Here is a 15,141-nt window from a genome sequence, read left to right on the forward strand (position 1 = left end):
TAAATCAGGCTGCTGAACCCAGTTTGGGCTGTTTAAGGGAAGGTTTGGCAGTAATTTCAAGTATAAGCTCGCCTTCTACAAATTCAGTAATCTTACTGTAAAAGGCATCTAACGAGGCTTTAACTTCGTCAGAGGATTTATTAGGCACATTCACCTCTTTCCATTCGCCCTCTGTATTGAATTTGCCAAACGTGTAGACATATTCAAACCCCCCCTCTTTCGGGTTAATTTCCATCCACCATCCCCAGAACTCTCGGCTATCCGGGCTCTTTTTGGCATTGACACAAGCAGACAGACAATCGAAGAAATACCTGTCTTCCGTGCATTTATTTTGACGCAAATAAGGACCGAGCTGGGCGAAGCGCGTCAGCAATCGTCCATGAGAAAGCGTTTTGGTTTCGTCGGTCATAGCAAGCTCCCTGAGACGAGATTCAATCGGTTTTTTATCAATCAACATTGCTGACTAACCCGGCGCTCTATCCTAAAGCCCCTGTTTTATTATGAGTTTATTAGCCAGTAAACACTGTTTGTATAACATGCAACCGTTGCAATTTCGTCCTGATGCATGGCGCTTTCGCGATTTTTACCCAGAATCTGGACATTAAGGAGATCTAAATCACAATGTTTCCTTAAACCATTTCACTGCTTCTAACATGATTCTGTGATACCCATCATGAAGTGGTTTGTTCGGTAGGGTCTTCGCCTTTCCACCCTGGCTGTAAAGTGCCGCCAGTTGATTATCTGATTCAGGACAAACCGGGTCTCCTTCCAGGCTCATCGCCAGAATTGGCACTTTCGTTTTACGTCCTGCCAATAGCCCCTGGTTTTTCAGTGACAGTGCTTGCAGTTGAGTCAAAAATGATGTCGACGCCTGCATTTTCCCCATCCGTGATACCATGGTATCCAGATACATTGGCGGAATACGGTTGAGACGCTGCGTATCGCTTAACATCGCGTGCAACACGCCACCAATAGAGACACAGGATTTCACCCGGTTCTGCTCGACAAATGCCATTCTAACGGCCGCATTACCACCAAATCTGACGCCCATGCACCCCACACGGTGATGATCTACCCAGGGCACAGAGGAAAGCTCGTTTAACATCGCCTGATGTAATCTACTGGTGTCTTGCGTCAACGCCCAATGACTGCTTCTGCCAACAGATGGCATATCTAGCGTCAACATCGCTATATTGGCAGGGGCAAAGTAGGTTTCAAAGATCCGGCACATATCAGTCTGTAGTGCATCCAGACCACCACTGATGATCACCGTAGGCAACGGGGCATCTGTGTGTGGTAAATAGAGAAAGCCCTCCAAGGCACGTCCATCCACTTGTGTTACCAGGCTTTTGACTTTAAACGGGGATTTTTCAATTGCCGCGTGGAACGCTTTGTTTGCCAACACTTCAGCCTGTAAAGACAAGGGATCACCTTTCAAGTGAGGGTAAGCAGCAATGCTGAAGTAAGTACAGGCGCGATACCAGTGTTCAACGGCCTCTATCCGGTTGCCCTTTTCTTCACACCCAACCGCACACTTTTGATGCACCATCCCAGCCTGAGTCCATTCATAAGACCAATTTCCCGGACGATACCCCACCACCGTGTCCAACAAGGCTTCGCTGCTGCGGTTGTTGGGAGAACCGGCAATACGTGCCAGCAAAGCTTCCATTTCAAGGGGGTCGACGCCTTGCCATATCCATTGCGGACGTCGAAGAATACGATACCAGTTGCTGTGGCTGTCGCCATCAATAGCATTGTGCAAACCGTTTCGGGGCTGGTTAACTGAACCTACAATGGTTGATGTTTCTTTGGCGTGTTTATGCTGTTTGAAGAGCTTAATTGAAAGGTTTTCGGATTCGGCTGCGTTCACAGAACCTCTCCTTGTTGTAAAGTCTAGACCCGATTTAGTGTATATGATGAAACCCAGAAAACCACGTTCTTCACTGAAATCAAAGTCTGCAAAAAAAAGCCCCATCAGGGGCTTTTCTTCGACAATGTCATACTAACGCTTGGCAATAGGGTCAACATAGGTGACAGCCATATCCCAAGGTTGTTCAATCCAGCAGTCCTGAGCGATATCAACAATGTAATCATCAACAAGGTGTTTACCTGCAGGCTTTGCACACACGGTCACGAATTTCGCTTTCGGGTACATTTGGCGGATAGCTTCCGCTGTGCCACCTGTATCCACTAAATCGTCAACAATCAGAAAACCTTCGCCATCACCTTCTGCTTTTTTTAGAACTTGCATATCACGCTGGTGATTATGGTCATAGCTAGAGATACATACAGTGTCAACATACCGAATACCCAGTTCACGCGCCAGAATCGCTGAAGGAACCAGACCACCACGGCTTACCGCGATAATGCCTTTCCACTGCTCTGCCGGAAGCAGTTTTTCAGCCAGTTGACGGGTGTACATTTGCATGTTGTCCCAGGTGATAACAAACTTGTTGCTCATTTTAAAAAACCTCAGGCGATGGACGCCAAATTTAACGCACTCAAAAGATTGCGGCGTATTTTGTCTTACATAACGAATTTCAGCAAGAACAGTGCGGCCAGAACCCAAATACTGATAGGTATATCACGTCCTTTGCCACTGAATGCCTTGATAGCGCAGTAGGAGATAAAGCCCAGACCAATACCATGAGCAATGGAGTACGTCAGTGGCATCAGCAAACACACCACGACCACAGGTGCTGCTTCTGTCAGATCACGCCAGTTAACGCTGACAAGACCTGACATCATCAGGATGGCAACATAGAACAAAGCACCGGCTGTCGCGTAAGCCGGTACCATACCAGCCAGTGGCGAGAAGAACAGAGCCAGCATGAACATTACGCCTACGGTCACCGCAGTCAGGCCTGTACGACCACCAGCAGCAACCCCCGACACACTCTCGATGTATGAGGTCGTATTTGACGTACCCAGAACTGCCCCCACAGTTGTCGCTGTACTGTCAGCAAGTAATGCACGGTTCAGGCGTGGCAGTTTGCCATCCTTGTCCAAAAGCTCAGCTTTTTGTGCCACTCCCACCAAGGTGCCGGCAGTGTCAAACAAATCAACAAACAAAAATGCAAAGACGATAGAAATCAAGCCCACTTCCATGGCACCGGCGAAATCCAGTTGCATAAATGTTGGCGCAAGGCTTGGCGGGGCAGACATGATCCCTCCATATTGCACATCGCCAAACAACACCCCCAGCGCAGTTACGATAAGGATGGCAATCATCACTGCACCTTTTATTCCTCTGTTAACCAGGCCAATGGTCAGGAAGAACCCCAGTGCTGCCATTGCAGGACCAAAAGAAGACAAATCGCCCATCGAAACCAAAGTTGCAGAGTGGTCTACCACAATACCGGCATTTTGTAGGGCAATCAGTGCCAGAAACATGCCGATACCGGCAGAAATACCGGTACGCAGGGACAATGGGATGGAGTGAATGATCCATTCACGGACTTTAAACAGGCTCAGCGCAACAAAGCAAAGACCAGACAGGAATACCGCAGCCAGAGCAACCTGCCAAGAGTACCCCATCTGGAATACCACGGTATAGGTAAAGAAGGCATTCAGCCCCATTCCTGGTGCCTGGGCCACCGGGTAATTCGCCACCAGACCCATGATGAAACAGCCAATAGCTGCAGCCAAACAGGTTGCAACAAAAACTGCACCGCGATCCATGCCAGTTTCTGACAGAATAGCCGGGTTAACAAAAATGATATAAGCCATGGTCAGGAATGTGGTAAATCCCGCAATGACTTCAGTTCTGATATCTGTACCTTGCTCTTTCAGTTTAAAAAGACGCTCAAGCATGGCTTTCGGTTCCTTGGGAAGTGTGTGTGGGTTGCTTACGCAATCGTTTGTCGTAAACGTTTGCGTAAAAATTTGACGCGAATATTACCCGCCACATAACAAAATTTCCAGCGCGAATAGCTGTGTAAGATCTTCAAATAATGGCGAATAGGCCGGAATCACGCTACTTCTACCTCCTGTTGCGTTTTCCTACCATGATAGATCCAGTCAACGGTAAGTAACTGTGTCGTGCAAATTCTGGGAGATAAATAAAAAACGACGCTGAAAAAGGGGGAGGCACATAGTATTTCACCAAGTGAGAGGCAAAAAACGCCACGCTCAACATGGCACAAAATACAAGCCACATTTCCAAACAGCAGTCAAAGCATTTATTAAAACAAGAAATTCTCTTGGGTACGAAGCGCCCAAGAGAAATCAAACGTCGTGATTACTTACGCTTGTATCCGAACGTAGCCGGATAACGAAAATTTGTGGTGTACACAGAGCCACGATTCCAGTAGCGGCTCGCAGAACGACCTTTCATCAATCTATACCTCAAAAAGTTCGAAAAGGATGCAGCTTCGTTAAAAGCTCGGTTCCGTGGAGACGAACATATTTCGGGCTTATCCATAAACCAATGAAAGCGCACAACCATGTCTCAGACGGGTCGCCCATTTCTGAAGACGGCGGAATAATACCCAAAGCGTTATTTAATTACAATATTACTGGCGATAAATACAGCAATCGTTCGAATTAAGCCCTTAACCTGTAATTAAATTACCAACTTTCATTAATTTGAAAAATATTACTGCACCAAGTAACAAGCCTAGTCACAGTCCGACACCACCTCCTCTTTGAAGAAGCACGATAAAGTGCCCTCGGCCAGTCTAATATGTAGCCCCCAGCTCCTAACCAGAAGGATGCGTTCAACTAAGCATACTTTTACGTCACAAGTTCTGGTAATTTAACAGCATGCAATATTGCATGCCTTTTTATTCCTCGTTTTCTGGAGAAAGCCTGTGTCAGAAATCAGCCAACTATCGCCACAACCTGTGTGGCAATTTTTCGATAAGATTTGTTCTATCCCCCATCCTTCCAAGCACGAAGAGCAACTGGCACAATACATCGTTGACTGGGCCACTGAGCAAGGTCTTGCTGTTTGTCGTGACGCGGTTGGCAACGTCATCATTAAAAAGCCAGCAACAGAGGGAATGGAAAACCGTAAAGGAGTCGTACTTCAGGCGCACATCGATATGGTGCCGCAGAAAAACGAAAATACCGAGCACGATTTCACTACCGATCCTATCCGTCCTTACATTGATGGCGACTGGGTCACAGCAGACGGCACCACACTGGGGGCGGATAACGGCATAGGCATGGCAACCTGCCTGGCCGTACTGGCCGCTAACGACATCGAACATGGCCCACTGGAAGTGCTGCTGACCATTGATGAAGAAGCTGGCATGACCGGTGCATTTGGCCTGAAAGAAGGTTGGCTGGAAGGCGAGATTCTCCTGAACACCGACTCCGAACAGGAAGGCGAAATCTACATGGGTTGTGCCGGTGGTGTCGATGCTTCAATCACCTTTTCACTGGAGCGCGAAATTCTGGGCGCTGGATACGTGGGCAAAACCCTGCAAATCAAAGGCCTGAAGGGTGGACACTCGGGTTGCGATATTCACACAGGCCGTGCCAATGCCAACAAACTGCTGGGCCGTTTCTTGGCTGGTCACGCAGAAGAGTTGGGCCTTCGTGTGTTCTCAATTCGTGGAGGCACACTGCGCAATGCCATCCCACGTGAAGCTTTTGCTCACCTTGCCGTTCCAGCAGCGAATAAAGAAAAGCTTGCCAACCTGTTCAGTCATTTCGAATCTTTGCTAAAAGAAGAACTGAGTGCAATTGAAACCTCGATCGAACTCTCTGTGCTTGATGCAGACTTAGAGCAACAAGTACTGAAGCCAGAGGTTCAACGCCGTATCATTGCAACTATCAATGCCTGCCCAAACGGCGTAGTCCGCATGAGTGACGATATTGAAGGTGTAGTGGAAACGTCACTCAACCTTGGGGTTATCACCACAGAAGCCGATCAGATGACCTTGCTTTGCCTTATCCGCTCACTGGCAGACAGTGGTCGCAGCTATGTGGAAAGCATGTTGGAATCGTTAGGTGAACTGGCTGGCGCTGATGTGACGTTCTCCGGTGCATACCCGGGCTGGAAGCCGAACCCTGATTCTGAAATCATGCATGTGTTCAGAAAAACCTATGAAAAGATTTACGGCCGGATCCCTAACATCATGGTGATCCATGCAGGACTTGAATGTGGCCTGTTTAAAGAACCCTATCCGAACATGGATATGATCTCTTTCGGCCCAACCATCAAGTTCCCACACTCGCCGGATGAAAAGGTGGACATTGCCACAGTTGGCCTGTTCTGGGAGCAGATGATTGCCATTCTGAAAGCGATTCCGGAAAAAGCGTGATATCAGTAAGAGCGCCAGCTGGCGCTCTTACTTTATCTACCATTCAAAACTGAGCTGGGATGGCTTGTCCTTCTCTTCCGACTTCAGCCCGACAGAGAGGCCAATCAACCGGATTCCCCGCCCTTGCTGCCGTGCTAATGCTTCCCGCAACAACACCGGGAACATGGCATTGTCATAACGCCATTGGCGGTGTTCCACAGTCGTTTGCTGGAAGTCCGAAAACTTAAGTTTCACGCCCTGCCGGGCTATCTCCATATTGGGTGATACCCGTTTTAACCTGGCTTCTAATTCCCCAAACAGTGAAACCATCACTTCAAGGCACTCATCCTCTGTCTGGAGATCTTCGGGCAGTGTACGTTCAACACCGAGAGATTTCCTAACCCGTTCAGTTTCAATATCTCTGTCATCGATACCATGGCAACGTTTCCAGAGCGTCTGTCCAAACTTCCCAAACCGTTGTAGCAAAACATGTTTGTCAAACCGCTGAACATCTTCACCCCTGTATAACCCTAACTGATGAAGTTTGCCAAGCGTCACCTTACCCACCCCAGGGATTTTCTCCAGTGGCAAGGTTTTGACAAACGCATCAACCTCATCCGGTGTCACCACATATATACCGTCGGGTTTATTCAGATCAGAGGCAACCTTTGCCACAAACTTCACGGGGGCAATGCCTGCCGAGGCTGTCAGACCAAGCTCTTCACGGATAGCCCGCCGAATGTCTTCAGCAATCATCGTGGCAGAACCTTTGAACAGTGAGCAGTCACTGACATCCAGGTAAGCTTCATCCAGGGAAAGGGGTTCAATTTTGTCGGTGTAGCGCTCAAGAATAGCGCGGATTTGGCCCGAAACGCGTTTATATTTGCCCATGTCACCGCTGATCACTGTCAGCTTTGGGCAGAGCTTCAACGCATGGGCAGTTGCCATGGCCGAGCGGACACCAAACTCGCGGGCAATATAATTACAGGTCGAGATCACGCCTCGACGCTTTTCAGACCCGCCAACAGCAAAAGGGATATGGCGCAATGCAGGGCTATCACGCATCTCCACTGCGGCAAAAAAGCAATCCATGTCAATGTGGATTATCTTTTTCATAAACTCGTTCACATACATAAATACTGTTTATATATACAGCACACGTATGGCATGTCAACGTCTTCATGAACAAAGGCTGGATACAAAAAGACCAGTCAGAGACTGGCCTTCAGGTAATAAATACAAGCAAAATCAGACGATTTGGTTGTTTTTCCACTCTTGCATTTTTGCCGCACGCGCTTCGCGTTTTTTGCGTGCATCACATGGCTCTGGACAATCACACTCTTTTTCGATACCGATTGAACCCAGTCCCCCACAGCTGCCGCTAATGGTTTTTCGCTGAACAATAAAGCCAATTGCCATACCGGCAATCACAAGCATGAATACTGCAAACGTAATCAGATACACAGACATCTTATTACCCTTAATGTGTTAGGTATTGTTTAAACGCATCCGATGCGACTTCTTGAAAACCATTATCCGTCTTTACGATGAAAAATGCAGGGATATTTTCCTGATTCGCCAAGGTCAGTGCTTTATCCGGCCCCATCACCATAAAGGCCGTTGACAGGCCATCGGCAGTCATACAGGATTTATCCAGCACGGTCACTGACACCAGACGGTGATTAATCGGTTTTGCCGTCGTTGGGTCAATCGTGTGGGAGTAACGCACCCCATTCTCTTCAAAGTAGTTACGGTAATCGCCAGATGTTGCGATCGCCATGTCGCCCGGCGCAATGATTTCCTGGACAGTTTGCTGCTCATTGCTCGGTTTTTCTATCGCAATGCGCCATGGATGCCCTTCACCATTTACCCCTTTTAGCTGCAGCTCTCCCCCAATTTCCACCAGATAATTGTCGATGCCAAGTGAAGCTAGGTATTCTGCAACCACATCGACTCCAAACCCTTTAGCAATCGATGATAAATCGACATACAGGCCCGGATTGGTCTTAATCAGGTTATTGCCATCAACCGCAAGGAATTCAATGCCGGTCAACGCACGACGCTCAGCAATTTGCGCATCGGTTGGAACACGGTCAGGCCGGCCTTCGGGACCAAACCCCCAAAGATTAACCAGAGGCCCCACCGTCACATCAAGCGCCCCACCAGATAGCTGATTCAGCCGAATCGCTTCTTTCACCACTTTTGCCGTGTCTTTGGAAACAGTAAAAGGACGACTGTCAGTCAGTTGATTAAACCGACTCAATTCTGAGTCCTTCCGATACGTAGACATCTGATCATTAACCAACTCAAGACGAGCATCAATCTCCGACTGAACGGCTGTCTGGTTTGGGAGATCACCCTCAGCAATGTATTTCACCGAGTAATAGGTGCCCATGGTTGAACCGGTGAGGTGCACTTGCGCCGGCGCTTGCTCACAGCCTGTCAGCGTCAACAAACTGCCTATAAGAAGACCGACCGACAACAGGAACTTTTTCATTAGATTATCCAGTTGATGATAAAAGGGATCAGAAAGAATCACTTTCCCCGCCGAAAGAACGAAACGCCCTTTGAGAAAACAGCGATTCTGTCTGACCAGATGCAAAATGGCTGGCCCGTGGGCCAGCCATTGTCTCTTTCAGAGTGTGGGGCGGTTAGCCACCGAAGTCATCCAGCAGGATGTTTTCATCTTCAACACCCAGGTCTTTCAGCATGCCAATCACGGCTGCGTTCATCATTGGAGGACCACACATGTAGTACTCACAATCTTCTGGCGCTTCGTGATCTTTGAGATAGTTCTCATACAGCACGTTGTGAATGAAGCCGGTGTAGCCATCCCAGTTATCTTCTGGCAGCGGATCAGACAGCGCACAATGCCATACAAAGTTTTCGTTTTCTGCTTGCAGCATGTCGAAATCTTCAACGTAGAACATTTCACGCTTAGAACGCGCACCGTACCAGAAAGACATCTTACGCTTAGACTTCAGACGCTTGAGCTGGTCAAAGATGTGAGAACGCATAGGTGCCATACCTGCACCACCGCCCACAAATACCATTTCAGCATCGGTGTCTTTCGCAAAGAACTCACCGAACGGACCAGAGATTGTACATTTGTCACCTGGTTTCAGAGACCAGATGTACGAGGACATAATACCCGGTGGTACGTCTGGGTTATTAGGTGGCGGTGTTGCAATACGTACGTTCAGCATGATAATGCCAAACTCTTCTGGGTAGTTCGCCATTGAGTACGCACGAATGGTTTCTTCGTTAACCTTGGACTCGTAGCGGAACAGGTTAAACTTCTCCCAGTCTTCACGGTATTCTTCTGGAATATCGTAATCTGCATACTTAACGTGATGAGGTGGCGCTTCGATTTGGATGTAACCACCTGCACGGAACGGTACCGACTCACCATCAGGAATTTGCAGCTTCAGCTCTTTGATGAAGGTGGCTTTGTTATCGTTAGAGATAACAGTACATTCCCACTTCTTCACGCCGAAGATTTCTTCAGGCAGTTCGATTTCCATGTCAGTTTTCATCGCAACCTGACATGCCAGACGCTCACCTTCGCGCGCTTCACCTTTTGTGATGTGGTCAAGTTCAGTTGGCAGAATGTCACCGCCGCCTGATTTTACTTTCACGCGGCACTGGCCGCATGAACCACCACCGCCACACGCGGATGATACGAACACACCGGCACCTGCCAGTGCACCCAGCAGCTTCCCGCCAGGTTGAGTGGTGATCGCAAGATTTGGATCACCGTTTACAGAGATGGTGATGTCACCTGATGGTACCAGCTTGGATTTGGCGAACAGAATCACCAAAACCAGTGCCAGTACGATAAGAGTAAACATCACTACACCAAGAATAATGTCCATTGACTATTCCTTAATTCGCGGTTTACCCGACTTACAGTTGAACACCGGAGAAAGACATGAAGCCTAACGCCATCAGACCTACAGTGATGAAGGTAATACCCAGACCACGAAGTGCAGGCGGTACGTCAGAGTATTTCATCTTTTCACGGATACCTGCCAACGCAACAATCGCCAGCATCCAGCCCACACCAGAGCCGAAACCGTAAACCACAGACTCCATAAAGTTGTAGTCACGTTGAACCATGAAAGAGACACCACCGAAGATCGCACAGTTAACCGTGATCAGTGGCAGGAAAATACCCAGTGCGTTGTATAGCGGCGGGAAGAAGCGGTCCAGAACCATTTCCAGGATCTGTACCAGCGCCGCAATAACACCGATGAAAGTGATGAAGTTCAGGAAGCTGAGGTCCACGCCTTCAACAATTGCACCGTTTTTCAGTACCAAATTGTAAATCAGGTTGTTAACCGGAACGGACACAGACAGTACTACGGTAACCGCAACACCCAGACCGAACGAGGTTTTTACTTTCTTGGACACTGCCAGGAAAGTACACATCCCCAGGAAGAAAGACAGTGCCAGGTTTTCGATGAAAATCGAACGAACCAATAGGCTAATGTAATGTTCCATTACGTCCTTACTCCTTCGCTTCTACTTGTTCAGGTTTGAAGGTACGCACAATCCAGATCAGGAAGCCGATCAGGAAGAACGCTGATGGAGCCAGAAGCATCAGACCATTTGGCTGATACCAGCCGCCTTCTGATGTCAAAGGCAGGATAGACACACCAAACAGCTTGCCTGAACCCAGTAGTTCACGGAAGAAACCGACAGAGATCAGTACGAAACCGTAACCCAGACCGTTACCGATACCGTCAATGAATGATGGCAGTGGCGCAGATTTCATTGCGTACGCTTCTGCACGACCCATAACGATACAGTTGGTGATGATGAGGCCAACGAATACCGACAGCTGCTTGGAGATGTCGTACACAAATGCCTTCAGGATCTGGTCTACCACGATTACCAGCGATGCAATGATCGCCATCTGCACGATGATACGTACAGAGTTTGGAATGTGGTTACGGATAAGTGAAACGAACAGGTTCGAGAATGCCGTTACGAAAATTACCGCAAGGGTCATTACAAACGCCGTTTCCAGCTTGGTGGTTACTGCCAGCGCAGAACACACACCCAGTACCTGAAGGGCAATCGGGTTGTTGTCCAGTACTGGCGCCCAAAGATTCTTTTTCAGTTCTTTAGTATCAGCCATTGATCAGCTCTCCCTGTTGAACTTTCTTCAGGAATGGGCCAAAGCCGTTGTCACCAAACCAGAAGTCAAAGGTATGCTGTACACCATTAGAGGTCAGTGTCGCACCTGACAGACCGTCCACACCGTGAACGTCTCCAGGTTGTGCGCCGCCTTTAACGACTTTCAGAGCAGGGTTACCCTGGTCATCAAACAGCATTTTGCCTTCAAACTGTGCACGCCAGCGAGGGTTTTCTACTTCGCCACCCAGACCCGGGGTTTCACCGTGCTGGTAGTAAGCGATATCTGAAATCGTTTTGCCGTCTGTATCCAGTGCGACAAACGCGTACATCATGCCCCACAGACCACTGCCATATACTGGCATGATCAGGCGCTCAGTTTGACCCGCTGCATTCTTCACCAGGTAAACCTTGGCGGTGTTTGCCAAACGACCAATCTTCGCAATGTCCTTGTCGGCAGGCAGTTTCTGCGACTGGGAAGGATCAGAAGATGCAATGCGCTGGTCAAAAACCTTCGCTTCTTCAACGGTGCCAACCAGTTCACCTGTTTCCAGGCTAACCAGACGTGGTTCGATGAATTTGTCAAAGGTCTCCGTGATGTTGCCGTTCGCATCGATACCAGCAACAGAAAGGATGTTGCGCTGTACGTCCAGCACGGCATTCTTCTCTTGCATAGGACGCAGAGAAACAGCCGCGAAAGATACCACAACTGAACACACCAGGCTCAGCGCGATAACTACGGTCAGCGTTTTTTTAATGCTATCGTTATTGCTTGACACGAGCCAGTCTCCGTTTGATGTTGCCCTGAATTACCAGGTTGTCGAACAGCGGTGCAAACAGGTTCGCGAACAGGATAGCCAGCATCATACCCTCTGGGTATGCGGGGTTAGCCACACGAATCATTACTGCCATCGCACCAATCAGGATGCCGTACCACCATTTTGCTTTGTTCGTGAACGATGCAGAAACCGGGTCGGTCGCCATGAACATCATACCGAATGCAAAGCCACCCAGAACCAGGTGCCAGTGCCATGGCATGCTGAACATCGGGTTGGTATCAGAACCAATGATGTTAAACAGCGTTGCCGTTACCACCAGACCAATCATGGTGCCAAGGATAATACGCCATGAAGCAATGCCCATCGCAACAATCATTGCACCACCGATAAGGATCGCCAGCGTAGAGACCTCACCAATCGAACCTGGAATATGGCCGATAAACGCGTCCATCCAAGTGATAGATTGCCCGGTCACATTGTTCACCAGCGCACCTTGACCACCTTGTGCCCACTGGCTTAGCGCCGTTGCACCAGAGAAGCCGTCAGCAGCGGTCCACACCAGGTCACCTGAAATCTGTGCAGGATATGCAAAGAACAGGAATGCACGGCCAGCCAGTGCCGGGTTCAGGAAGTTGCGACCTGTACCACCGAAGATTTCTTTTGCAACAACCACACCGAAGGTAATACCCAGTGCAGCTTGCCAAAGTGGCAGTGTCGGCGGGACGATGAGTGCGAACAGGATAGAAGTGACGAAGAAGCCTTCGTTAACTTCATGTTTGCGCACCATACAGAACAGCACTTCCCAGAAACCGCCAACGATAAAGACCGTCGCGTAGATAGGCAGGAAGTAAGTCGCACCCAGCAACATCTTGCTGCCCCAGCCAGCATCTGCCGACAGGGTTCCACCCAGCATTTCCGTTAGCCAGTAATGCCAGTTATTACCGATAACACCTGTCAGTTGCTCAGCACCGTACAGGGCGTTCAGCGCCATGATCGCCTGATCACCCGCGTTGTACATACCAAAGAACATGGCAGGGAATACCGCGAACCACACCATGATCATGATGCGTTTCAGATCGATACTGTCACGAACGTGAGCACCACGCTTGGTGACTGTGCCAGGGGTGTACAGCAGGGTTGCCGCTGCTTCATACAGTGCAAACCATTTTTCGTGCTTACCACCCGGCTCAAAGTGATGTTCGATATCTTCAAGAAATTTCTTCAGGCTCATTGCTTACCCTTCCTTCTCAATTTGATCCAGGCACTCGCGGAGCATAGGGCCAAAATCGTACTTGCCAGGGCAAACAAATGTGCACAGTGCCAGATCTTCAGGATCCAGTTCCAGTGCGCCCAGCTGAGACATGCTGTCCAGATCACCTGCACAGATATCACGCAGCAACAGTGTTGGCTCGATGTCCAGAGGCATCACACGCTCATAGTTGCCGATTGGCACCATGGAGCGCTCACTACCGTTGGTAGTGGTTGTCATGTTGAACAGCTGGCCTTTAAAGAACTGGCTTAAAAATGCGCGGGTAACAGAAAACTTGTTCTTACCCGGTGCGATCCAACCAAACAGCTCTTTCTCACGGCCTTCACGAAGTGCACTTACCTGAAGATGGAAACGACCGAGATAACCATGAACACCACCAGCATTGGTACCACTTAGTACGGAGCCAGAAATGATACGGATTTCACCAGGCATTAACTCATTGTCAGTGAGTTCAGCAATCGATGCACCGATCTGTGTACGAACGAGGCGTGGGTTATTGACAACCGGGCCCGCCAGGGAAATAACACGGTCAGTGAAAAGCTCACCAGTCAGGAACAGCTTGCCGAATGCAATAACATCTTGATAGTTCAGATGCCATACCTGAACACCCAGACCAACAGGACGGAGGAAGTGAATGTGAGTGCCCACCAGACCTGCTGGGTGAGGACCTGTAAACACATGCTCTTCGACGTTGGATTGCTTGCTGCGCGGCAGGCTGGATTCGCCTTTACATACGAACACCTTGCCCTCGGTCAGACGGGATACTACGTCAAGACCTGCAACAAACGCTTCTTGCTGTTCATTAATGATCAGTTCAGGATTCGCAGCCAGTGGGTTAGTGTCCATTGCGGTGACGAAGACAGCTGCTGGACTGGCGTCAACGGCCGGCGTCTTACTGAATGGGCGGGTGCGAAGCGCAGTCCACATGCCGGATTCGACAAGTTGATCAACAATCACTTGACGATCCAGACCTGCGATCTCTGAGGCTTCATATTTGTTGAAAGTGACTTGCTCGTTGCCTTCTACTTCGATGACAACTGACTGAAGAACACGTTTTGCACCGCGGTTGACTTCAACCACAGTACCGGCTGCAGGTGCAGTAAATTTCACGCCGGGATTCTTTTTATCTTCAAAAAGAATCTGACCTTTTTTCACTACATCCCCAACACGAACATGCATCGTTGGACGCATGCCAACGTACTCTTCGCCAAGCAAGGCGACTTTTTTGATGGCTGGGCCATCATTTATCACCTGAGCTGGAGTCCCGGCAATTGGGATATCCAAACCCTTTTTTATTGTAATCATACGCACTTGCACTACATTAACGGGAAAAAATTCTGTTATTGCGCAGTTTAATACGACCTTCCACTGTCTAGTGAGTGACTCTTCCACCCACCTCCGCAACGTCCTCATTACCAACCCGCAACAATTCAAGGCTTGGGGTCAGTTTTCAAGCGGTGGATTCTACCATCAACCAAAGTCGCTATTCCACGGCAAACACCGTGATACACCCTTAATTTTCAGCAACTGGGCAAACTATGCCCAATTGTAACCAATAACTATGAACCGGAGCACAATTTGTCATGCAAACATGATATGGACCTATGGTTACAAAAGCGACATTGCAATCATACCTATGCCACACTAAATAAAGTGCTAACACACACCTTTGTTAACATTTCCGTCTCATTTTTCGGTGGGT

The 15,141-nt window shown here is 48.8% G+C and carries 14 protein-coding genes; 1 reads left to right on the forward strand and 13 read right to left on the reverse strand.

What is annotated here, in order from left to right; genetic code table 11:
• Positions 1-4: 4 nt before the first annotated feature.
• From crl to VHA_RS08960, 4 genes are all read right to left on the reverse strand, one after another.
• The gene (crl, locus tag VHA_RS08945) at positions 5-409 is read right to left on the reverse strand and encodes a sigma factor-binding protein Crl (RefSeq protein ID WP_040528736.1); all 405 of its coding nucleotides are present in this window, start codon (positions 407-409) and stop codon (positions 5-7) included.
• 207 nt (positions 410-616) lie between these two features.
• The gene (gene frsA / locus VHA_RS08950) at positions 617-1,870 is read right to left on the reverse strand and encodes an esterase FrsA (RefSeq protein WP_005503689.1); all 1,254 of its coding nucleotides are present in this window, start codon (positions 1,868-1,870) and stop codon (positions 617-619) included.
• Positions 1,871-2,002: 132 nt separating this feature from the next.
• Complete coding sequence (gene gpt / locus VHA_RS08955; protein ID WP_005503690.1) at positions 2,003-2,461, reverse strand: xanthine phosphoribosyltransferase; 459 nt, start codon at positions 2,459-2,461, stop codon at positions 2,003-2,005.
• A gap of 65 nt (positions 2,462-2,526) precedes the next feature.
• Positions 2,527-3,813 (reverse strand): NCS2 family permease, encoded by a 1,287-nt coding sequence (locus VHA_RS08960; protein WP_005503691.1) that lies wholly within the window; start codon positions 3,811-3,813, stop codon positions 2,527-2,529.
• 998 nt (positions 3,814-4,811) lie between these two features.
• On the opposite strand from VHA_RS08960, the gene VHA_RS08965 reads away from it, so the two are divergent.
• A complete protein-coding gene (locus VHA_RS08965; RefSeq protein WP_005503692.1) occupies positions 4,812-6,272 on the forward strand; it encodes an aminoacyl-histidine dipeptidase in 1,461 nt (486 codons plus the stop codon).
• Between the two features lie 36 nt (positions 6,273-6,308).
• Here VHA_RS08965 and dinB read toward each other — a convergent pair whose 3' ends face one another.
• The 9 genes from dinB to VHA_RS18880 all read right to left on the reverse strand — a co-directional run bounded on the left by dinB (position 6,309) and on the right by VHA_RS18880 (position 14,744).
• Positions 6,309-7,367 carry a DNA polymerase IV gene (gene dinB, locus VHA_RS08970; RefSeq protein ID WP_040528738.1) on the reverse strand — a complete coding sequence of 353 codons (1,059 nt, stop codon included), beginning with the start codon at positions 7,365-7,367 and terminating at the stop codon, positions 6,309-6,311.
• Positions 7,368-7,499: 132 nt separating this feature from the next.
• Positions 7,500-7,721 (reverse strand): (Na+)-NQR maturation NqrM, encoded by a 222-nt coding sequence (gene nqrM / locus VHA_RS08975; RefSeq protein ID WP_005503700.1) that lies wholly within the window; start codon positions 7,719-7,721, stop codon positions 7,500-7,502.
• A gap of 10 nt (positions 7,722-7,731) precedes the next feature.
• On the reverse strand, positions 7,732-8,748 hold the full coding sequence (locus tag VHA_RS08980; protein ID WP_040528557.1) for an FAD:protein FMN transferase: 1,017 nt from the start codon (positions 8,746-8,748) through the stop codon (positions 7,732-7,734).
• A gap of 154 nt (positions 8,749-8,902) precedes the next feature.
• Positions 8,903-10,126 (reverse strand): NADH:ubiquinone reductase (Na(+)-transporting) subunit F, encoded by a 1,224-nt coding sequence (gene nqrF / locus VHA_RS08985; RefSeq protein WP_005503702.1) that lies wholly within the window; start codon positions 10,124-10,126, stop codon positions 8,903-8,905.
• 31 nt (positions 10,127-10,157) lie between these two features.
• The gene (gene nqrE, locus VHA_RS08990) at positions 10,158-10,754 is read right to left on the reverse strand and encodes an NADH:ubiquinone reductase (Na(+)-transporting) subunit E (RefSeq protein WP_005503703.1); all 597 of its coding nucleotides are present in this window, start codon (positions 10,752-10,754) and stop codon (positions 10,158-10,160) included.
• A gap of 7 nt (positions 10,755-10,761) precedes the next feature.
• On the reverse strand, positions 10,762-11,394 hold the full coding sequence (locus tag VHA_RS08995) for an NADH:ubiquinone reductase (Na(+)-transporting) subunit D (protein WP_005503704.1): 633 nt from the start codon (positions 11,392-11,394) through the stop codon (positions 10,762-10,764).
• The gene (locus VHA_RS09000) at positions 11,387-12,169 is read right to left on the reverse strand and encodes a Na(+)-translocating NADH-quinone reductase subunit C (RefSeq protein WP_005503705.1); all 783 of its coding nucleotides are present in this window, start codon (positions 12,167-12,169) and stop codon (positions 11,387-11,389) included. The genes VHA_RS08995 and VHA_RS09000 overlap by 8 nt, the downstream gene beginning before the upstream one ends.
• Positions 12,156-13,400 (reverse strand): NADH:ubiquinone reductase (Na(+)-transporting) subunit B, encoded by a 1,245-nt coding sequence (locus VHA_RS18875; RefSeq protein ID WP_005503706.1) that lies wholly within the window; start codon positions 13,398-13,400, stop codon positions 12,156-12,158. The genes VHA_RS09000 and VHA_RS18875 overlap by 14 nt, the downstream gene beginning before the upstream one ends.
• Before the next feature lie 3 nt (positions 13,401-13,403).
• The gene (locus tag VHA_RS18880) at positions 13,404-14,744 is read right to left on the reverse strand and encodes a Na(+)-translocating NADH-quinone reductase subunit A (RefSeq protein WP_005503707.1); all 1,341 of its coding nucleotides are present in this window, start codon (positions 14,742-14,744) and stop codon (positions 13,404-13,406) included.
• Between the last annotated feature and the right edge of the window lie 397 nt (positions 14,745-15,141).

This window comes from Grimontia hollisae CIP 101886 (genome assembly GCF_000176515.1).
In the GTDB taxonomy this organism is placed as follows: Bacteria; Pseudomonadota; Gammaproteobacteria; order Enterobacterales; family Vibrionaceae; genus Enterovibrio; species Enterovibrio hollisae.